Genomic DNA, 20,278 nt, shown 5'->3' with positions numbered 1-20,278 from the left:
TGCCGTTTTCGGCCGATCAAAGCCGGTCCAAATCCGCCGCGATATCTGCGGCGATTTCTGCGGCATTCACATCGTTGCGTTCGGCGGACAATCGCAGGCCCAGAATGTCCGACTGATACCGTGCAGCCAGCCGATCCGGGTCGTGATCCGGCCCGATCTCTCCGGCTTGCTGGGCACGACGGAAGAGCGTGGCGAAACACTCTTTCATCTCGACCATGTGGCCACTCGCCTTGTCCGCCAACTCATGACCTTTGGCCTGCAATTCCGCATAGGTCTTGGCCAGCATACAGGCATGCGTCGGCACAGCGCCCGCGTCGATCACCACATGCGGTTGCGCTTTTAGTGCCCGCAACGGACCTATCTCATCGGCCATTGCCATCAGACGCGCTACGCCGTCCTGCGCGTATCGCTCTAACGTCAGTGCGTAGAGCGCATCCTTCGACCCGAATGCGGCATAAAAACTGCCGGGTTTCAGGTTCAGCGCGCGTTCTAGATCTTTCAGCGACGTGCCGGCCCACCCCTGTCGCCAGAATATATCCTGCGCCTGCGCAATCAGCGCATCCCGGTCGTATGAGGGTTTTCTTGGCATCGCCGTCACCAATTCTTGAACGTTTGCTCAAATATATACTTGAGTGATCACTCAAGAAAGCCTAAATGTGATTCACTTCGCCAGAAACAGGAGCTTTGACATGGCAAACTTCCCCTCTCATGACCTCGAAACAGCGCCCGAAGGGTCCAAACCGCTGCTGGAAAAGTCGCAGGCCGCATTTGGGCGCCTGCCCGGCCTGCACAAGGTGATGGCCGAAAGCCCCCAGCACCTCGAAGCTTACCAGATGCTGCACCACCTGTTTCTGCAAACCGATTTCGACAATGACGAGAAAACCGTCGTATGGCAGACCATCAACGTGGAAAACGAATGCCACTACTGCGTGCCCGCCCATACCGGCATCGCCAAGATGATGAAGGTCTCGGACGAAATCACCGAGGCGCTGCGCAACGAAACCCCGCTGCCGTCCGCCAAGCTTGAGGCACTGCGCACCTTCACCCTGCAAGTGATGCAAAGCCGCGGCAACCCGAGCGAGGAACAGCTGCAAGCCTTCTTTGACGCAGGTTACTCGCACCGCGCGGTGCTGGACGTGGTGCTGGGTCTGGCTCAGAAAACCATGTCGAACTACATGAATCATATGGCGCAAACCCCGGTCGATCAGGTGATGCGCGGCTTCCTGTGGGAACGCAAGGTCAGCGAACCTGCCTAAGCGACAACCGAGGCCCCGTCGCTTTCGGTCACAACCAGCGTCTGGGCCCGGTCGCCCAATTCCACAAACAGCTCAGGCCCGGTGCCCGTCATCCAGGCCTGCGCGCCCAAGGCGCAAATCTCGTCATAGAGCGCGGCCCGCCGTCCGGCATCCAGATGGGCGGCCACCTCATCCAGCAGCACAATCGGCGGTGCACCCACCATCCCCGCCAGCGCCCGCGCATTCGACAGGATCAGCGAGACCAGCAGGGCCTTTTGCTCTCCGGTCGAGCAATCCTTGGCCGGAACGCCCTTGGCCGCGAACACACCGTACAGGTCCGATCGATGCGGCCCCACCAAGGTCCGCCCCGCCGCTAGATCGCGAAACCGGCTTTCATTCAGCGCCTCGCGCAGGTCCTCGACTGTGTCCGGCATCGCGCCTTCGGACTGAACCAGCTCCAGATCAGCGGACGGAAACGCGGTTTCGGCCTGCTCTTGCGCCGCGCGCAAGTGATCCAAGGCCGCCAGACGCGCCGCGTGGATGCGGTGCCCGGTCTCGGCCATCTGCCCTTCTAACGCGGCATACCAATGGGCATCTCGCACCTGCTCTTTCAGCAGGCGGTTGCGTTCGCGCATTGCCTTTTCATAGTTCAGTGAAGCCTCGGCATGGGCGGGATCAAAACTCAGCGCAATACGATCCAGAAACCGCCGTCGCCCCTCAGCCCCTTCGATCCACAGTCGATCCATCGACGGGATCAGCCAGACCACGCGCGCCAGCTTGCCCAGATCAATCTGACTGGCCGCCTTGTCATCAATCCGAACCTGCCGCGCAGCGCCCCCTTCGGACCATGTCTCGATCTCATAGCCTTGCCCCTGTGCGTTCAGCAGGCCTGACAGCTTCCACCCCAGCGCTTCGGGTCGTCGCGTCATCTCAGCGGCACTCGCCCTCCGCATGCCGCGACCGGGCGAAAACAACGACACCGCTTCCAGAATATTGGTCTTCCCGGCCCCGTTCGGCCCATGGATCGCCACCGGCCGCCCATCCAGAGACAAACGCGCCAGCTTATGAGACCTAAAATGCGAGACCGTAAGCTCGGTCAGGGCCAATCCCATGACCCCTCCCTTCTTCTGTTCAAAAATACCTCCGCCGGAGGCATCGCGCGCCAGCGCGATTAGACGCGCATCGGCATGACAACATAAACCGCGCTTTGGTCATTGCCTTCGCGCATCAGGGTTGGATCACCGGCCGAATTGAACAGGAACACCGCATTTTCACGATCCACCTGAGACGCAATCTCCAGCAGGTATTTCGCGTTGAACCCGATCTCCAGCCGCTCATCGCCATATGCCACGGCCAGTTCTTCCTCAGCCGCACCGCTATCGGGCGCATTGACCGACAAAACCAGTTTATCCGCATCCAACTGCAACTTCACCGCGCGCGAGCGTTCGGACGAGACGGTCGCCACCCGGTCCACAGCCTGAGCGAACTCGGCGGCATCCACTTCCAACTGGCGCGTGTTGCCTTGCGGAATAACACGAGTGTAGTCGGGGAAGGTGCCGTCGATCACCTTGGAAGTCAGCGTGATATCGGGAGTAGCAAAACGCACTTTCGTCTCGCTGACCGAGACAGCGATGTCCATCTCGTCATCGTCCAGCAGCTTCCGCAGCTCACCTACGGTTTTACGCGGTACGATCACGCCGGGCATGTCTGCCGCCCCATCAGGCAAGTCCGCGTCGATGCGCGCCAGACGATGCCCATCGGTGGCCACACAGCGCAGCACCTTGCCGCCATCTGACCCATCGGCCACATGCATATAGACGCCGTTCAGATAATAGCGCGTCTCTTCCGTCGAGATTGCAAATTTCGACTTGTCGAACAGCCGCCGCAGCAGCGCCGCCGAGGCTGTAAAGTTCGATTGATATTCCGAGGACGCCATCACCGGAAAATCCTCTTTCGGCAGGGTCGCCAGCGAGAAATTCGACCGCCCCGCCTCGACCGTCAGACGCCCTGCGGCGCTGTCAGCTGTCAGCGTAACCAACGCGCCATCGGGCAGTTTCCGCACAATTTCATGCAAGGTGGTGGCGGCCACTGTGGTCGCGCCCGCGCGTTCTACCTGCGCAGGGGCCTTGTCGACCACCTCGATATCCAGGTCGGTGGCGCGGAACATGGCCTGATCACCTTCGGCCTCGATCAGCACATTGGCCAGTATCGGAATGGTGTTGCGACGCTCCACAACGGATTGGGCCTGCGAAACGGCCTTGAGAAGGGTGCCGCGTTCGATGCTGATCTTCATACCCTCAATTCCTCTGACTTGCGTGCCGATAGGGGCGGGACTGGCACGTTAGCGGTTCCACCCTGAGGCACAAGGATTTTTTATGGATTTCTGAGTCGGATTGCCCAAAGGGTCAAGGGCCACGTGGCCGCTTGAGCACAGTTCCCAATCAACCGTGGAGTTTATCGCACAAGAAAACGCCCCGGATGTGAGGCTCCGGGGCGTTTTCCTGTTTTCTGAAGATACGTCCTACGCCTCCAGAGCGCGGCGCAGCATTTCCACGTCTTCGGCGATTTGACCGTCGGTGGTCTTCAGCTCTTCGATGCGCTTCACACCATGCATAACGGTGGTGTGGTCGCGCCCGCCAAACCGACGCCCGATCTCGGGCAGCGAGCGGCTGGTCAACTGCTTGCACAGGTACATCGCCACCTGACGCGGGCGAGCATAAGACCGCAAGCGCTTGGGGCCGATGATATCCGACAGACGGATGTTGTAGTATTCGGACACTTTGCGCTGAATCTCCTCGACGGTGATCTTGCGCTCTGAGGCACGCAGCACGTCAGCCAGACAATCCTGCGTCAGTTCCATATCGATCTCGCGACCTACCAGCGAGGCAAAAGCAAACAGACGGGTCAACGCACCTTCCAGCACCCGCACATTGGTCGAGATGCGGTGGGCCAGAAATTCCAGCACGCCATCAGCGATCTGCAGGTCGGGATAGGTGGCGCTATAGTGCTGTACCTTGTTCTGCAAAATGCCCAGACGCAGCTCATAGTCAGTGGGATGCAGATCCACAACCAGACCACATTGCAGGCGCGATTTGACACGGTCTTCCAGATCCTTGATCTCACCCGGCGCACGGTCGGCCGAGATGATGATCTGTTTGTTCTGATCCACCAGCGCGTTGAAGGTGTGAAAGAACTCTTCCTGCGTGGAATCCTTGCCTGCGATGAACTGCACGTCATCAACCATCAGCACGTCGACCGAGCGGAACAGGTGTTTGAAATCCATCATCCGGCGTTCGCGCAGGGCCTGAACGAAACGATACATGAACTGTTCTGCTGACAGGTACAGCACGTTCAGATCAGGGCGCTTGGTCTTCAACTCCCACGCAATGGCGTGCATCAGGTGGGTTTTACCCAGACCAACACCACCATACAGAACCAGCGGGTTGAAGGTCACGGGACCGCCTTCGGACACGCGGCGCGCGGCGGCATGGGCCAATTCGTTGGGTTTGCCGACAACAAACGTATCAAAGGTAAAACGGGTATCCAGTGGAGCAGCTTGCAGGGACTCAAGCGCCTCATTTCCGACGGCGGCCTGCTGCGACAGAGGCTCATCCTGCGGGACTTCGACCGCAGGTGTAGCTTCGACCGAAGGGCGCGCAGGCGAGTTGGCCGCGACCCGAAAGGCCAGACGCTGAACGGATTCCCCGGATGTATTCATCTCATACAGAATCAGGTCGGCAAAATTCTGGCTGACGTAATTGCCCATAAAGTTCGTCGGCACCGAGAACACCGCAACGCCATCCTGAACTTCTTGGAATTGCAGAGGTTCAATCCAGGTCGTGTAATTGTTCTTGCCGATTGCCTTGAGCAAATTGTTTTGCAGTAGTCCCCATTTCTCTTGTGTCATTCAGCGCCTCACGCATCCCATTCTTTATTGGCCTGTCGGCCTTATTAATGTGTCCGGTTGCCCGGTTCTGACGCTCACTCGCAAAAGGATACCCACCCGCCGAACCCGCAAAGTTCGGCGCCTTCGTCCCAGAAAGCCTGCACAGACCAATTTCGCAGACGTTCCATAACCGGATCGCCCCGAAAACCGGGTCGTGGCTCGCAATCTCAATTTTCGACAGGGCCTAGGTTCTTGGTGCGCCAAGTCCCACAGCAGACCGGCAATCCGGTGCAACCGGTTGCCGACAATTGTTCCCTGACCATCCTGATGCCCGTCAGTCCGGTCGGTGAAACAGCCTGTCCCCCCAAGCGAGTGAATCGCTAAAACAGTGGTAGCAAGAGGGTGACGCTCGGGGCAACGAAACTCTGATATTGACTCGGGTCTAGGGGCGAAAGAATCTCTCGGTTTCGTGAGGACGCGGTATTCTGGCAACAGCAGAAAGGGCGCCGCACTGCGCGACGCCCTTTAAATAGATCAGTCTTGCTTACGTGACCTAAGGTCACCAGCGGTCACTGTGCGACTCAGCCCAGCGCTTTGACGCGGGCCGACAGCCGCGACATTTTACGCGATGCGGTGTTTTTGTGGAAAACGCCTTTGGTGACGCCGCGCATCAGTTCGGGTTGTGCTGCGCGCAGGGCAGCAGTTGCTGCGTCCTTGTCTCCGGAAGCGATCGCTTCTTCGACTTTGCGCAGGTAAGTGCGGATGCGCGAACGGCGTGCTTTGTTGATTGCAAAACGCTTTTCGTTCTGACGTGCGCGTTTCTTTGCCTGGGGCGAGTTAGCCATGTGTCTCTGACCTTTGTTCGGTACGGTTATCTAGGGTTGCGCGCCACGGAATTATCCGCACCGGATCAGAAATCACGAGTGTGAGTCGGGCCAAGCGGGCCGCACGCGCATGTATAGCGGCGCTTACTATCCAAACTGCCGGGGTTTGCCAAGTAGATTCTTGTAGCCGCATATCAGACATGAAAAAAGGCGGGCCCTGCCCGCCTGATCCGATATGCCGCCCGCTTACTTGTCGCGGAATTGCGCGGCGCGTTTTTCAAGAAACGCAGCCATACCCTCTTTTTGATCTTCAGTCGCAAACATCGAATGGAAGACGCGGCGTTCGAACAGCATCCCCTCGCTCAGCGTCAGTTCGTAGCTGCGGTTGACCGCCTCTTTCGCGGCCATTGCACTCAGCTGAGACTTCTCTGCGATCTTCTGTGCCGCGGCCATCGCCTCTTCTAGAAGTTTCTTGGCCGGCACCACGCGGCTGACAAGACCGGCTCGTTCTGCCTCGTCCGCGTCCATGAACCTACCGGTCAGGTTCATGTCCATCGACTTGGACTTGCCCACGAAGCGGGTCAGTCGCTGGCTGCCGCCCAAACCTGCGATCACGCCCAGATTGATCTCGGGCTGGCCGAACTTGGCGCTGTCCGCGGCGATGATGAAATCGCATAGCATCGCCAGTTCACACCCACCGCCCAACGCATAGCCTGCCACGGCTGCAATGATCGGCTTGCGGATGGCCGTCATGCGGTCGTTCAGATCCGCAAACAGATTCGTAGTGTAGACGTCGACAAAGCTCATCGTGGACATTTCCTTGATGTCCGCGCCTGCAGCAAATGCCTTGTCCGAGCCGGTGATGACGATGCAGCGCACCTTGTCATTGCTATCGGCATCTTCCAATGCCGCGCACAATTCGCCGATAAGCTGCGAATTCAGCGCGTTCAGGGCATCGGGTCTGTCCAGCTTGATAAGAGCGACGTGGTCTTCGATTTCGACGATGATCGTCTCAAAAGCCATGAGGTGTAAGCTTCCGGTTGTTCCGTTCAGATACGATTCATTATCACGCGCAAAAGCTGGATCAAGTTATCTTTGGCATTGCGCGCAATAGAAGGATGAGCGACCGGACTGGGTGATTCTCTTGATCGGCGCGCCGCAGCCTTCGGTGCGGCAGGGTTCGCCTTCGCGCCCGTAGACATCAAAGCTGTGCTGAAAATATCCAAGTTCTCCATCGGCTTGACGGAAATCACGCAGGGACGACCCGCCGGCCTGAATGGCATCTTGCAGGACCTGCCGGATAATCGGGACCAGTGCTGCAACACGCGGCGTCGAAATTTTCCCAGCCTTGCGACGTGGCGACACTCTGCCGCGATAAAGCGCCTCGCAGACATAGATATTCCCTAATCCGGCAACGATTCCCTGATCCAGCAGTGCGGATTTGACAGGGGTGTTCTTGCCCATGAACGCATCAATCAGGTGCTGCTCGTGAAAGTCATTGCCCAAGGGTTCCGGCCCCAGAACCGAGAGCAGCTTATGCGCCTCGGCATTCGCGGTGGGCAACAGGTCCATCGCCCCGAACCGGCGCGGGTCGTTAAAGGTGACGCGCGCACCATTAGCCATGTGAAAGACCACATGGTCATGTTTTTGCGCCGCAGGATGATCATGCACGAACTGACCCAACGGATCGCCCGAGACCGTCATCCGCCCCGACATGCCCAGATGAATCAGCAAGGTCTCGCCGCTGGAAAGATCGGCCAGAATGTATTTTGACCGCCGCCGCAACCGATCTATCCGCTGCCCCGTCAGCCGCTCGGCCATACGGTCGGGAAAGGGCCAGCGCAGATCGGGACGGTTCACATCGGCGCGTTCGATCACCACCCCCTCCATCGCCGGGGTCAAACCGCGTCTTACTGTCTCGACCTCGGGCAATTCGGGCATTAGATGGCTCCTATTCCAAAGGGCCGCATTGTGCCCGCCTCTTATGGCCCTATAACAGAGGCGAAATTCGAAGAACGGCAAGGCTTATGTCCGACAACAGCGACAAGACCACTCATTTCGGGTTCGAAACCGTACGCGAGGCTGAAAAGGCCGGGCGTGTGCAAGGCGTGTTCAACTCGGTTGCCTCGAAATATGACGTGATGAACGATGTCATGTCGATGGGGATCCATCGGGTCTGGAAAGACGCGACGATGGACTGGCTGGCTCCGCGCCCCGGTCAGCGCCTTCTGGATGTCGCGGGCGGTACCGGAGACATTTCCTTTCGTTTCCTCAAGCGCGCGGGGCACGGCCACGCCACCGTTCTGGACCTGACCGAGCCGATGCTGGTCGAAGGCCGCCAACGCGCCGAAGCAGATCAGATGGCCGACAGCCTGAACTGGGTGGTGGGCGACGCCATGTCCCTGCCCTTCGAGGACAACACCTTCGACGTCTACACGATTTCCTTCGGCATCAGAAATGTGACCCGCCCGCAAGAGGCACTGAACGAAGCCTACCGTGTGCTGAAACCCGGCGGCCGCCTGATGGTACTGGAGTTCAGCCAGTTGCCAAATGACGGGCTGCAAAAGCTCTATGACCTCTACAGCTTCAACGTCATCCCGCGCATGGGCAAGCTGATCGCCAATGACTACGACAGCTATCAATATCTGGTCGAGTCGATCCGCAAATTCCCCGATCAGGAAACGTTTCTGGGCATGGTCCGCGCGGCCGGGTTCGAAAACGCCAAATACCGCAATCTCAGCATGGGTATCGCCGCGCTGCATTCCGGTTGGAAGATCTAAATGCGCGGCCCTCACAACATCATCCGTCTGATCCGCACAGGCGCCACGCTGGAGCGCACGGGCGCCATGAGCGTGGTGCTGGACGCGTTCGAGGCTCCGCCTGCGCTTCGCTTTGTGGCCCACGCTCTGGGCAAGCCTTTTCAATGGCTGGGCTACAAGGGCGACCCCGACATGCCCCCCGCCACCCGCGCCCTGACGGCGCTGGGTCCGGCTTATATCAAATTCGGTCAGGTGCTTTCGACCCGCCCCGACGTGGTCGGCAATGAACTGGCCGCCCAATTGCGCGTGCTGCAAGACAAACTGCCCCCATTTTCCCGCGATGAAGCTATGGCCGAAGTCGCCAAAGAACTTGGCCAACCCGTGGATGAGGTGTTTTCGGAATTCAGCGAACCCATCGCCGCGGCTTCCATCGCGCAGGTTCACAAGGCCAAGCTGACTAGTAACGGTGAGAATGTCGCCGTCAAAGTCCTGCGCCCCGGCATCGAACGCGCCTTCCGCAAGGATGTGGACGCCTTCTATTTCGCCGCCCGCATCGTGCAGCTGTTCGCCCCCGGTGCACGCCGCTTGCGCCCGATGGAGGTGATCGAACATTTCGACGGTGTCGTGCGGGGCGAACTGGACCTGCGTCTGGAAAGCGCCGCAGCCTCGGAATACGCCGCCAACACCAAGGATGATTCCGGGTTTTGGCTGCCTCCGGTGGTTTGGTCGCTCTCTGCCCGCAGGGTCATGACCCTTAGCTGGGCGGACGGTATCCCGTTGGGCGACAATGACGCCTTGGACGCCGCCAATCATAACCGTCGCGATCTGGGCGAACGCGTCCTGCGGCTTTTCCTGTTGCACGCGCTTCGTGACGGCTATTTCCATGCCGACATGCATCAAGGCAACCTCAAGGTCGCGGCCAATGGCGATATCATCGCCTATGACTACGGCATCATGGGGCATATCGACGAATATACCCGCCGGGTTTACGCGGAAATCCTCTTTGGCTTTATTCGCCGCGACTACAAACGGGTTGCCGAGGTGCATTTCGAAGCGGGCTATGTCCCCGCCAATCAAGATGTCGACGAATTCGCCCGCTCCCTGCGCGCAGTCGGAGAGCCCATCTTCGGCATGGACGCCACCCATATCTCGATGGGCCGCCTGCTGAATTACCTGTTCGAAGTCACCGAACGCTTCGGCATGGAAACCCGCACCGAACTTATCCTGCTGCAACGTACAATGGTCGTCGTCGAAGGCGTGGCCCGTTCGCTCGACCCGCAGGTCAACATCTGGGAAGTCGCCCGCCCCGTGGTCGAGGACTACATCAAGAAATCCATCGGCCCCCGTGCCGCCCTGCGCGATTTCAGCAAAACTGCACTGGTCCTTGCCCGTTTCGGCCCTCGTCTGCCTGCGCTGGTCGAAAACGCGCTAATCGCCCAAACCCAAAAAGACGACCCCAAGTCTGCTCGCTTCTGGTCCGCGGCGCTTCCTGCAACGATCGGAGCCGCCGCAGGCGCAGCCATCGTGCTGATCCTTTCAGCGCTCAGCTAAAACCGATCCGCCCTTCATCTGGCTGAAAATATCCTCGGGGGGATTCGCGCCCAAAGGCGCGAAGGGGGGCAGACAGAGCCCCCCGACACGGTCTCAGATCAGAGCAGTTCGAAGGCAATGGCGATACCCTGACCGCCGCCAATACACATGGTTACCAGACCTTTGGACCCGCCAATCCGTTCCAACTCATACAGCGCTTTCAACGTGATGATCGCCCCGGTTGCTCCCACCGGGTGGCCCAGCGCAATCGCGCCGCCGTTCGGGTTCACCTTGGTCGCGTCCAGACCCAGTTCCTTGTTCACCGCCAGCGCCTGCGAGGCGAAGGCTTCGTTGCTTTCGATCACATCGAAATCTTCGATCGACAGACCCGTTCGGGCCAACAGGTTCTGTACCGCAGGCACCGGACCAATACCCATCACCTCAGGGCGCACACCGGCGTGGCCATAGCCTAGAATACGCGCCTTGGGCTTCAGACCCGCCTTTTCAGCCGCATCAGCCGTGGCCAGAACCATCGCCGCCGCACCGTCGTTGATGCCCGACGCATTGCCCGCCGTCACCCGACCATCCTTCTTGAACGCCGGGCGCAGACCTGCCAGCGCCTCGATTGAGGTCGTCTTGGGATGCTCGTCGACCACGAAATCGACCATGTCGCGCTTGACTTTGACCTGAACCGGCGTGATCTGGCTCTGGAAGTACCCAGCCTCAATCGCCGCAGCAGCACGGGTCTGGCTGGTCAAGGCGAACTCATCCATCTGCTCGCGCGTGACCTGGTGCTCATCCGCGACGTTCTCAGCCGTGACACCCATATGACCAGTGCCAAACGGACAATTCAGCGCACCCAGCATCATGTCCAGCGACTTGATATCGCCCATTTTTGCACCCCAGCGCGCCTGCTGTAGGATATAGGGGCTGCGCGACATGCTTTCGGCACCACCGGCCACAGCAAAATCTGCATCACCCAACATCAGCGACTGCACTGCCGACACAATCGCCTGCGCACCCGAACCGCATAGTCGGTTCACGTTCATCGCAGGCGTTTCGACCGGAATTCCCGCCTGTTTGGCAGCGGCCCGAGACAGATACATATCACGGGGTTCTGTGTTGATCACATGGCCGAACACAACATTGCCGACCTGACCACCTTCGACGCCCGACTTCTCCATCGCGGCCTCAGTCACAACGGTCGCCAGATCAATAGGCGCGGTCGAGGCCAGTGCGCCGCCAAACGTGCCGATCGCGGTCCGGGCACCGTCCAGAATGACGATATCTTTCATGTCTCTTCTCCTCTTGGGTTTGGCAGCACTATTACGTCCGGCAGCCGCGCTGTCCTATACGACGTACCGTCACAAGCAGAATTGACATCTTATTGCGAAACACGCATGAAATTCCGCAATGACGGAAAATACAGACGATATCCTGACACGCCTGCCCGCCCGCCTGAAAGAAGCGCGCCGCGCCAAAGGCCTGTCGCTTGAGGCCGTCGCCAACCTCAGTGGCGTGTCCCGCTCCATGGTCAGCCAGATCGAACGCGGGGAAAGCAGCCCCACCATTGCGACATTGTGGAACCTGACACGTGCGCTGAATGTAGACTTTGCCGGGCTTTTGGATGAAGAGGTTCAGGGCGACACAATTGAAGTACTGAAACAGTCGGATGTGCCCAGTATCGACAATATGGGGTATGGCTGTCGGATCGGCATCCTCTCCCCGCCAGAAGATGCCGGTGGGCACGAAGTGTACGATATCTGGTTCGAGCCGGACGGAAAACTGATCAGCCAACCGCATGCAAAAGGCTCTCGTGAACATTTGACTGTTTTGATGGGATCGGTCGAGATTGAATCAGGCACCGCAACTGAGGTTCTGCATCAAGGCGACACAGGGCGGTATGCAGCGGATGTTGCGCACTCGATCATTGCACATAATGGATCGGCACGCGTTTTTCTAATTGTGAAAACTGGTCTATAGGATCGACCGGCCGCCTGAACAGGCGGCCAGTCCGGATTGATAAATTATTACTCGTCGGGTAGGTCGTTTGCGCCGCGGGTTCCTCCACGGTTGGACACCTGACCGTCTGTACCGGTAATGCTGCTGAGGCTGCTTCCAATATTGCCCCAGCCTCCATTTCCGCCGCCGCTCACCGCCGAAGCAGTGCCTTTGCCTTTGCTTCCAAAGTCCCGACCGAGCGTGGCCGCGCCACCTGAAACAGCCCCGGCCATGGACTGAGCAAGCCCACTGTTACCACCACCGGTATTGCCTTTGCCAGGCCCCGCGAAAGCCGCTGTTGCACCAAACATCAGAGCCAGCGCCGCGGCTGTTGAAATCTTAATCATATCGTTTCCCTCCCAGTTGATATGCAAAAGAATACGCGGCGTGGAGAAAAGTGGATCACATTGAGTTCAGCAAAAAGTTATCACTTAAAGTTTCCCTTAATCCGTAATGTAAGAAAATTTTCCGTAATACTGCAATTCTTCTATTTCGGAAATACATCCGCTATGCTAGACACCGGGGAGCTATGGAGGCCCAGATGGCAAATGCATTCCTATCACACATCACGGACACGCTTTCGCAGATCGAATCCGAGGGTTTGTATAAACGCGAACGCATGATCACCTCGCCTCAGGGCGGTGAGATTACGGTGGGCGACAAACAGGTCATAAACTTGTGCGCCAATAACTATCTGGGTCTTGCCGATCACCCTGCGCTGATCGACGCCGCCGTTGGTGCGATGGGCCCCAAAGGGTTCGGCATGGCCTCGGTCCGGTTCATCTGCGGTACACAAGACATCCACCGCGAGCTGGAACAGAAGCTGGCGCAGTTCCTGAACAAGGATGATGCGATCTTGTTTGCAGCTTGTTTCGATGCGAATGGCGGGCTGTTCGAGCCGCTACTGGGTCCTGAGGACGCCATCATCTCGGATAGTCTGAACCACGCTTCGATCATCGACGGGGTACGGCTGTGCAAGGCCAAGCGCTATCGCTACATGAACAACGATATGAACGATCTGGAGGCGTGGCTGAAACAGGCGCGCGCGGATGGGGCGCGGCATATCATGATCGCCACCGACGGCGTGTTTTCCATGGATGGCTATCTGGCCAACTTGCCAAAAATCCGTGAACTGGCCGATATGTATGACGCAATCGTCATGGTCGATGACTGCCACGCCACCGGCTTCATGGGGCCGAACGGTGCCGGCACGCCGGATCATTTCGGCGTCGATGTGGACATCCTGACGGGAACTTTGGGCAAGGCACTTGGGGGGGCAATCGGCGGTTATATCGCCGGGCCGCAGCCAGTGATCGACCTGCTGCGGCAGCGGGCGCGGCCCTATCTGTTCTCGAACTCGCTGCCGCCTTCGATCGTCGCCGCCGGGCTTGAAGCGATCCGTCTGGTCGAACAAGGCGACATGCTGCGCGCCCAACTGTTCGGCAACGCCAAATACTGGCGGGAAGGTCTGGAAAAACTGGGCTTTGACCTGCTGCCCGGCGAACACCCGATCATCCCGGTGATGCTGGGCGAGGCGACGCTGGCGCAGAACATGGCCAACAGGCTGTTTGACGAGGGCGTATATGTCTCGGGCTTTTTCTTCCCGGTCGTCCCGCGCGGACAGGCTCGGATCAGAACACAAATGAACGCGGCGCTGACCCGCGAAGAGTTGGACCGCGCCTTGGCCGCGTTTGGCAAGGTCGGCAAAGAACTAGGAGTGATTTCGTGATCCTGCCCTCTGTCATCGACGCGATTGGGAATACACCGCTTGTTGACCTGTCGCGCGTCTGTCAGCACCTAGGTCTGGAGGGCCGCATTCTGGCCAAGCTGGATTACCTGTTGCCGGGGTTCTCGAAAAAGGATCGCGCCGCAAGGTCGATCATCGAACTGGCCCGCGCGGATGGCACCCTGTCACCGGGGCAGACGGTGGTCGAGCTGACCTCGGGCAATATGGGCACCGGGCTGGCGATTGTCTGCGGAATTCTGGGGCATCCTTTTGTAGCGGTGATGAGCGCCGGAAACTCGGTCGAACGGGCGCGGATGATGCGCGCCCTTGGGGCAGAAGTTGTGATCGTGCCGCAAGCCGAGGGCAGCAAAACCGGCGAGGTATCGGGCGCGGATTTGGCGCTGGTGGACGAGGCCGCGCAACGCATCACGGCCGAGCGTAACGCCTTCCGGGCCGATCAATTCGGACATTCCGGCAATCCCAAATCCCACGCAACCGGCACTGGACCCGAAATCTGGGAGCAATCCGGCGGCACCGTCACAGCCTGTTGCGATTTTGCGGGCTCTGGCGGTACTCTGGCCGGGGCCGCCGCCTATCTGACGCCGCATGGCGTGCGCTGCTATGCCGTGGAACCCGAAGGCGCGCGGGCCATCGCTGGCGAAGCCATCACAAACCCCGATCACCCAATCCAAGGCGGCGGATACGCAATGGATGATCTGGTTCACCTGAACGGCATCTCATTGGCCGGGCATCTGTCCGTGTCAGGCGACGCAGCGCGGGATGGGGCGCGGTTGCTGGCCCGAACCGAAGGCATTTTCGCTGGCTATTCGGCGGGTGCCAACCTTGCCGGCGCGATCCAGCTGCTGCGTGGCCCAGAAAAGGGCGGCTGCGTTGCGATTGTGATGTGTGACAGCGGGTTGAAATACCTGTCGACCGATTTGTGGGAGTAATCCAATGCGGCCCAACACCATGAAAGCGCTTGAGAAATCCAAACCTAAGGAAGGTCTGTGGATGGTACAGGCCCCGGTGCCTGAGATCGGCCCGGATGAAGTTCTGATCCGCATCAACAAGACTGGCATCTGCGGCACCGACATTCATATCTGGAACTGGGATGAATGGGCCTCGGCCACGGTGCCGGTTCCGATGATCACTGGCCATGAATTCGCCGGTGAGATCGTGGAATTGGGGCGCAACGTGACCGGTCTGGCAGTCGGTCAAAGATGCTCGGGCGAGGGGCATCTTATCACCAATGACAGTCGCCAAAGTCGCGCGGGCAAGTTCCATCTGGACCCTGGCACGCGCGGAATTGGCGTGAACGAACAGGGTGCCTTTGCCCAATACCTGAAACTGCCCGCCTTTAACGTGGTGCCGCTGCCCGACGATATCCCGGATGAGATCGGGGCAATCCTCGATCCGCTGGGCAATGCCGTTCACACCGCGCTCAGCTTTGATCTGCTGGGCGAGGATGTTCTGATCACCGGCGCTGGCCCCATCGGCATAATGGCGGCAGCCGTGGCCCGCCATGCCGGTGCGCGCCATGTGGTCATCACCGATATCAACCCCGACCGCCTGAAACTGGCCGAACATGTGGTGCCAACCGTGCGCAGCGTCGATGTCTCGAATGAAGACCTGCAAGATGTTATCGCGGATCTTGGTATGACGCAGGGGTTCGATGTGGGGCTGGAAATGTCGGGCTCGCAAGCCGCGCTGGACCAGATGGTCGAGGCACTGGTGATGGGCGGCAAGATCGCCCTGCTGGGGATTCCGCCCGGCAAATCGCCCGTCGATTGGTCGCGCATCGTGTTCAAAGCGATCACCATCAAAGGCGTCTATGGCCGTGAGATGTTTGAAACCTGGTACAAGATGATCGCCATGCTGCAGAACGGTCTGGATGTCAGCCGAGTGATCACGCACCAGATGAAAGTCGACGACTTTGCCGACGGCTTCGCCGCGATGAAGTCCGGCCAATCGGGCAAGGTGGTGCTAGACTGGACCTGACACACTGGATAGTTGCAAAATGGCGCCTTAGACAGGTGCGAAATACCGCATCAAGGGGGCGTCATGAGCGACAAGACCGACAGATATCTGGAACGTGGGATCGAACCATCCCTTGTAACCGATTTCACCCAGACCCACCGCAAGAGCTATGGCGACTTCCTTCAGCTCAAGACGCTTCTGAACTTGCAAAAGACCTTTCAGGACCCGGCCCAACCCGATGAGATGCTGTTCATCATCATCCATCAGGTCAGCGAACTGTGGCTGAAATTGATGCACCACCAACTGGTCGAGGTGCGCCACTTTCTGCAACAGGACGAATTCGGCCCGGCAATGAAGAATCTGGACCGGGTGAAGGCAATCCAGCGGCAGTTGATCGCCGCGTGGGAAACCCTACTGACCATGACCCCAGTCGATTACATGACCTTCCGGCAGGCCCTTGGCAGCTCATCGGGATTCCAAAGCCATGGCTACCGTCAGATCGAGTTCATTCTGGGCAACAAGGACGCCGCGACCCTGAAAGTGCACGCCCATGACCCCGAAGTGATGGAGATGCTGACCGCCGCGCTGACCAAACCATCCCTCTATGATGAGGTTCTGTTTATGCTGGCCCGGCAGGGATTTGATGTGCCCCAGGACCTGCTGGACCGAGACTATGCGCAGCCCTATTCAGGCGATCCGCGCGTTGTGAAACTGTGGGTACAGGTCTTCCGCAACACCGCGCAGTATTGGGACCTCTATGCGCTGGCCGAAAAACTGATGGACGTTGAATCCCTGTTCCAGCGCTGGCGCTTTGACCACGTCACCGCGGTCGAGCGCGTAATCGGCAACCAACCGGGTACCGGAGGTTCCAGCGGCGTTTCATTCCTGCGCAAAGCCTTGGATTTGCGGTTCTTTCGTGATCTCTACGATGTACGCACCGAATTGATGTATGCGGATCAGGAGTAGCCCATGCTGTACCGAGGTTTCACACAGGCCGAACTGGATCAGGAATATTCCCCCCGCTCGATGATTGGCGGCGACCTAACGCCTTATGTTGAAAGCTGGGCCGCGCTCAGCGCGCAGCACCGGGCGCAATTGGACTGTCATGAGAACCTCGCGTACGGTGATAGCCCCACGGAGGTGCTGGATTTCTTCCCAGCAAAAGGCACAGGCGCACCGTTGCATGTGTTCATCCACGGCGGCTATTGGCAGGCGCTAAGCCAGCGCGAGTCCGCTATGGTAGCCCCGGCGATGATCGAGGCCGAGCAATCCTTTGCCACCCTCAACTACACTCTGGCCCCCGATGCGCGGATCGGCGACATGATCGAAGAATGCCGCACCGCCCTGCTATGGCTGGCCGCAAACGCCGGTAATCTGGGGTTTGACCCTGCGCGCATCACTCTGTCTGGTCACAGCGCCGGGGCGCATCTGGCAGCGATGGTCATGGCCACCTCAGCCGACGCACTGGCCCGCGCGGGGCTGCGCGTGCGCGATGTGATCCTGATCAGCGGGGTGTACGATCTGGAGCCGATCAGCCTGACGCCCGTCAACGATCCTCTGCAACTAACCCCTGTCGAAGTGCACGACCTGTCCCCCATCCTGCACCTCCCAGCACCCGGCCCGCGCTATCGAGTAACCGTCGGCGAACGAGACACACCCGAATTCATTCGCCAAAGCCGGGACTATGCTGAACTGCTGCGCAAGGGTGGGCATTCGGTCAATTTCGATCTGCAAAAGGGCTTGCAGCATTTCGATATCATCATGCATCCGGGGACGTTTTGGGCGGCGACGAAATAGGCAAGGGCATTTTCTGCGACGCCAGTAGCGTCCGGTTCGAGCCCTTAGCGTACCTTCAATTGACAAAACTGCGCCATTCCGCAGCGAACGACTGCACAAAGCCCGTGTAGCTGTAAGTTTCCAGGCCGCTAACAAGAAGGTCAAAGGTTTTTAGCCTGCAAGCATTTCTTCGACGCTTGCGTTAAATCGGTGTAGCGCGCCTTCGAAACGTCCGAATAGATGGCTTGGGTTGCCGCGCGAGGCAAAGCCGGATTGGATTTCTTCGCCCAATTCGAAATCCTCCATCAATGCTGTCACTGTGATTTTTTGGTTCTTGTCCCAATGTGCTTGCATCTCCTCCGTATCTGGCAAGGCACGTGGAACCAGCGTTGCCATTCGGACATGGGTCAAGTCATGGGCAATGGGTTCGAAATGGAACCACATAACGTGGTCCTGTTGCACTAAAAGCTGAGAGTTTGACATCAAGGTATACACCATATTGGCATCCCGTCGTATTTCCCACTTGTCTTCGGGCGTATCGCGCATATCTGGCATTGAAATCCGAGGCAGAATTGCGCGCATATGCGGACCGAACATCTGGTAGGTCAGCAGATTGTCGGGGAAATAGGGACCTATCGTGTTCTTGTGGGCGACCCGGAAGTGATAAGCTTCCATTCCACCTTCCATCAACAACTTCCAGTTTGCCTTAATGTCAATCTCTTCGATCGCGGCGATACGGTGCTGATCCAGCCCGATCCAATCCAGCTCCGCACCGATCCCCGCAAGCCAGCCATCAATATCCGGCATCTCAGCGATATCTGGGTCTGCAACGATCCAAATGAACCCATTTTTCTCGGCGCAGGGCAATCGACGCAGGCCGCGCTCAGCGCGTGGAAGGTCGGGAAAACCCTGCGCTTCTTGCGGCACCGCACGCAATTCCCCTTCGTTGGTCCAGCTCCAGGCGTGGTAGGGGCAAGTAAAGACTCGCTTGCAGCCCTTTGCCTCGCGTTCCAATTTCGCGCCGCGGTGACGGCAAACGTTAAGGAAAGCACGAACATTCCCATTTTCGTCGCGTGTCAGCAAAACAGGCAAGTCTAAAAACCGTTTGGTCAGAAAAGCACGAGGCACTTCAAGCTCCGAGCTTTGCGCGACGATAACAGGGCGCCGCGTGAAGATCATAGCCCGCTCACGCTCGAATCGTTCCGGGCTGGAGTAGCGTGAAATCGGGGAATGCGCGATCGCATCATCCAGGAAAGCCGATTTCTGATCGGCCAGTCCGATGATCTCTTTTATCAGCTCGATTTCTGTTTGTCTGTCCATCACTATGCCTCCACTTACCGTTCGGTAATCTACTTACCACTTGGTAGGCAAGAATTCCTCTGATACGTAGCGTCACAGAAGGAGAGCGTTCCATGAACAGGCAAAACGATCCTAGGGCAGGCTATTTGACGGTCGCCACAAAACAGTTTGCAACCCACGGCTATCATGGCGCAAGCCTTGCCGCTTTGGCCGGCGAAGCAGGTGTGTCAAAACAGGCCTTGTTGCATTTCTTCGGAACGAAGCAAAAGCTGTATTCCGAGGTTCTATCCGGTCTCGCCAACAGGCAATTTGCTGAAATCGAAGCGGCGAAACAGCCCGATCCAGTGATGCACCTAAAGACCTATTTTGATCGATTTCTGGCGTCCAACTTGTCGCTGCCCGACGACGCGCGGCTGACTGTTCGAGCGTTACTAGACGTTCAGGCGAATGCCAAAGTTTGGCCGATGAAGGTCTATCTGGACAGTTTGATTGAGATCGCCAGCCATACCCCGGTCGGGCAAGAAGCAAGTGAAACCGAACTGCGCGCCCGGGTATTTCAATTGATCGGAGCAGTGCAGTATTTTGCCATTTCAATGAATGCGATTGGTGGGATGTACGGCAAAACGCAGGCCGGTGAATTGACGGCTCGGTTTTCAAAACAAATCTCAGACACGGTAGACAGCTTGTTCGGGCGGTCAAACTGACGCGTGCCGAACGGAAGTGAACGTTCGGGGCTTGTCACTTTGCTTCGTTGGCTGACCGCAGGTGGGACAGTGATCAACCTGTGACATGGTTCCGGCATGTACTCGGTTTCGGATATGATCTGCAGCGCGGCGCGAGAGACCCAATTGCTTGCGAACTGCATCAATTTCTTTCTCATCGGCCTCGCAGATGTCGCCGTCTTCCAAGGCCTTTCGAAATTCACGTTCCAGGCTGGCCCGTCGGCGGTGCAACTGGTCGTTCAGGCCGCTGGCAATGATCCCTGCAGGCAACGCAGCCATGCCGATGCCAATCACGGTGATCTCAGCGCCGAAGACCTTACCGGCAACTGTCACGGGCGTCACGTCGCCATAACCAACGGTCGTCAGCGCTGCCATCGCCCACCGCATCGCCGCTGGGATAGAGCCGAATGCCTCCGGTTGCGCCTCGTGCTCTGCCAGCCAAGCACCGCTGGCCGCAAAGATCAGCATCACCATCAGGATGAAGAAACCTGCAAAGAATGCGCCAGGCCCCAGCTGGTGTATATGGAATCGACCGTCTCTAGG

The 20,278-nt window shown here is 58.5% G+C and carries 21 protein-coding genes; 10 read left to right on the top strand and 11 right to left on the bottom strand.

Features of this window, described 5'->3' with window-relative positions:
• Nucleotides 1–16: 16 nt before the first annotated feature.
• Nucleotides 17–589: a TetR/AcrR family transcriptional regulator gene (locus ACR3E7_RS15075; RefSeq protein WP_480504135.1), complete on the bottom strand. Its 573-nt coding sequence runs from the start codon at nt 587–589 to the stop codon at nt 17–19.
• A 100-nt stretch (nt 590–689) separates the two neighbouring features.
• Between ACR3E7_RS15075 and ACR3E7_RS15070 the strand changes: the two genes are divergently transcribed.
• Entirely contained in the window at nt 690–1,256 is a 567-nt protein-coding gene (locus ACR3E7_RS15070; RefSeq protein WP_170786474.1) for a carboxymuconolactone decarboxylase family protein, read from the top strand.
• Here the strand turns inward: ACR3E7_RS15070 and recF are convergent.
• The 6 genes from recF to mutM all read right to left on the bottom strand — a co-directional run bounded on the left by recF (nt 1,253) and on the right by mutM (nt 7,886).
• Nucleotides 1,253–2,347: a DNA replication/repair protein RecF gene (recF, locus tag ACR3E7_RS15065; protein WP_480504137.1), complete on the bottom strand. Its 1,095-nt coding sequence runs from the start codon at nt 2,345–2,347 to the stop codon at nt 1,253–1,255. The two genes, ACR3E7_RS15070 and recF, sit on opposite strands and share 4 nt — an antisense overlap.
• Nucleotides 2,348–2,406: 59 nt before the next feature.
• The gene (gene dnaN, locus ACR3E7_RS15060) at nt 2,407–3,528 is read right to left on the bottom strand and encodes a DNA polymerase III subunit beta (RefSeq protein WP_170770910.1); all 1,122 of its coding nucleotides are present in this window, start codon (nt 3,526–3,528) and stop codon (nt 2,407–2,409) included.
• A 228-nt stretch (nt 3,529–3,756) separates the two neighbouring features.
• Entirely contained in the window at nt 3,757–5,142 is a 1,386-nt protein-coding gene (dnaA, locus tag ACR3E7_RS15055) for a chromosomal replication initiator protein DnaA (protein ID WP_480504139.1), read from the bottom strand.
• Nucleotides 5,143–5,702: 560 nt separating this feature from the next.
• Entirely contained in the window at nt 5,703–5,966 is a 264-nt protein-coding gene (gene rpsT / locus ACR3E7_RS15050; protein ID WP_170351928.1) for a 30S ribosomal protein S20, read from the bottom strand.
• A gap of 225 nt (nt 5,967–6,191) precedes the next feature.
• Complete coding sequence (locus tag ACR3E7_RS15045) at nt 6,192–6,968, bottom strand: enoyl-CoA hydratase (RefSeq protein WP_170790064.1); 777 nt, start codon at nt 6,966–6,968, stop codon at nt 6,192–6,194.
• Nucleotides 6,969–7,034: 66 nt separating this feature from the next.
• Nucleotides 7,035–7,886: a bifunctional DNA-formamidopyrimidine glycosylase/DNA-(apurinic or apyrimidinic site) lyase gene (gene mutM / locus ACR3E7_RS15040; protein ID WP_170786465.1), complete on the bottom strand. Its 852-nt coding sequence runs from the start codon at nt 7,884–7,886 to the stop codon at nt 7,035–7,037.
• An 86-nt stretch (nt 7,887–7,972) separates the two neighbouring features.
• Between mutM and ubiE the strand changes: the two genes are divergently transcribed.
• Nucleotides 7,973–8,725, top strand: a complete 753-nt coding sequence (gene ubiE, locus ACR3E7_RS15035; protein WP_480504142.1) for a bifunctional demethylmenaquinone methyltransferase/2-methoxy-6-polyprenyl-1,4-benzoquinol methylase UbiE — start codon at nt 7,973–7,975, stop codon at nt 8,723–8,725.
• On the top strand, nt 8,726–10,255 hold the full coding sequence (gene ubiB, locus ACR3E7_RS15030) for a 2-polyprenylphenol 6-hydroxylase (protein ID WP_480504144.1): 1,530 nt from the start codon (nt 8,726–8,728) through the stop codon (nt 10,253–10,255).
• 98 nt (nt 10,256–10,353) lie between these two features.
• Here the strand turns inward: ubiB and ACR3E7_RS15025 are convergent, their stop codons facing one another.
• Nucleotides 10,354–11,529, bottom strand: coding sequence for an acetyl-CoA C-acyltransferase family protein (locus tag ACR3E7_RS15025; protein WP_480504145.1), 1,176 nt, complete (start codon nt 11,527–11,529; stop codon nt 10,354–10,356).
• A gap of 118 nt (nt 11,530–11,647) precedes the next feature.
• Here ACR3E7_RS15025 and ACR3E7_RS15020 point away from each other — a divergent pair, with 118 nt between their 5' ends.
• The gene (locus ACR3E7_RS15020) at nt 11,648–12,217 is read left to right on the top strand and encodes a helix-turn-helix domain-containing protein (RefSeq protein WP_480504147.1); all 570 of its coding nucleotides are present in this window, start codon (nt 11,648–11,650) and stop codon (nt 12,215–12,217) included.
• Nucleotides 12,218–12,264: 47 nt separating this feature from the next.
• On the opposite strand, the gene ACR3E7_RS15015 is transcribed toward ACR3E7_RS15020, so the two are convergent.
• Nucleotides 12,265–12,582, bottom strand: coding sequence for a hypothetical protein (locus ACR3E7_RS15015; protein WP_480504149.1), 318 nt, complete (start codon nt 12,580–12,582; stop codon nt 12,265–12,267).
• Between the two features lie 194 nt (nt 12,583–12,776).
• Here ACR3E7_RS15015 and ACR3E7_RS15010 point away from each other — a divergent pair, with 194 nt between their 5' ends.
• The 5 genes from ACR3E7_RS15010 (at nt 12,777) to ACR3E7_RS14990 (ending at nt 17,735) form a co-directional block, all read left to right on the top strand.
• Entirely contained in the window at nt 12,777–13,964 is a 1,188-nt protein-coding gene (locus ACR3E7_RS15010) for a glycine C-acetyltransferase (protein ID WP_480504151.1), read from the top strand.
• The gene (locus tag ACR3E7_RS15005) at nt 13,961–14,911 is read left to right on the top strand and encodes a PLP-dependent cysteine synthase family protein (protein ID WP_480504153.1); all 951 of its coding nucleotides are present in this window, start codon (nt 13,961–13,963) and stop codon (nt 14,909–14,911) included. Before ACR3E7_RS15010 ends, ACR3E7_RS15005 begins: the two co-directional genes overlap by 4 nt.
• 19 nt (nt 14,912–14,930) lie before the next feature.
• Entirely contained in the window at nt 14,931–15,959 is a 1,029-nt protein-coding gene (gene tdh / locus ACR3E7_RS15000; protein ID WP_480504269.1) for an L-threonine 3-dehydrogenase, read from the top strand.
• A 63-nt stretch (nt 15,960–16,022) separates the two neighbouring features.
• Entirely contained in the window at nt 16,023–16,904 is an 882-nt protein-coding gene (locus ACR3E7_RS14995; RefSeq protein WP_480504155.1) for a tryptophan 2,3-dioxygenase, read from the top strand.
• Between the two features lie 3 nt (nt 16,905–16,907).
• Complete coding sequence (locus tag ACR3E7_RS14990) at nt 16,908–17,735, top strand: alpha/beta hydrolase (RefSeq protein WP_480504157.1); 828 nt, start codon at nt 16,908–16,910, stop codon at nt 17,733–17,735.
• Nucleotides 17,736–17,885: 150 nt separating this feature from the next.
• Here ACR3E7_RS14990 and ACR3E7_RS14985 read toward each other — a convergent pair whose 3' ends face one another.
• Nucleotides 17,886–19,034, bottom strand: coding sequence for an aromatic ring-hydroxylating oxygenase subunit alpha (locus ACR3E7_RS14985; RefSeq protein ID WP_480504159.1), 1,149 nt, complete (start codon nt 19,032–19,034; stop codon nt 17,886–17,888).
• A gap of 92 nt (nt 19,035–19,126) precedes the next feature.
• Between ACR3E7_RS14985 and ACR3E7_RS14980 the strand changes: the two genes are divergently transcribed.
• Nucleotides 19,127–19,717: a TetR/AcrR family transcriptional regulator gene (locus ACR3E7_RS14980; RefSeq protein ID WP_170790073.1), complete on the top strand. Its 591-nt coding sequence runs from the start codon at nt 19,127–19,129 to the stop codon at nt 19,715–19,717.
• Here the strand turns inward: ACR3E7_RS14980 and ACR3E7_RS14975 are convergent.
• Nucleotides 19,709–20,215, bottom strand: coding sequence for a potassium channel family protein (locus ACR3E7_RS14975; protein WP_480719458.1), 507 nt, complete (start codon nt 20,213–20,215; stop codon nt 19,709–19,711). The two genes, ACR3E7_RS14980 and ACR3E7_RS14975, sit on opposite strands and share 9 nt — an antisense overlap.
• Between the last annotated feature and the right edge of the window lie 63 nt (nt 20,216–20,278).

This window comes from Ruegeria sp. BK1, from assembly GCF_056535645.1.
The sequence above is the reverse complement of the archived record's forward strand: the minus strand, read 5'-3'. Positions and strand labels throughout refer to the sequence as shown.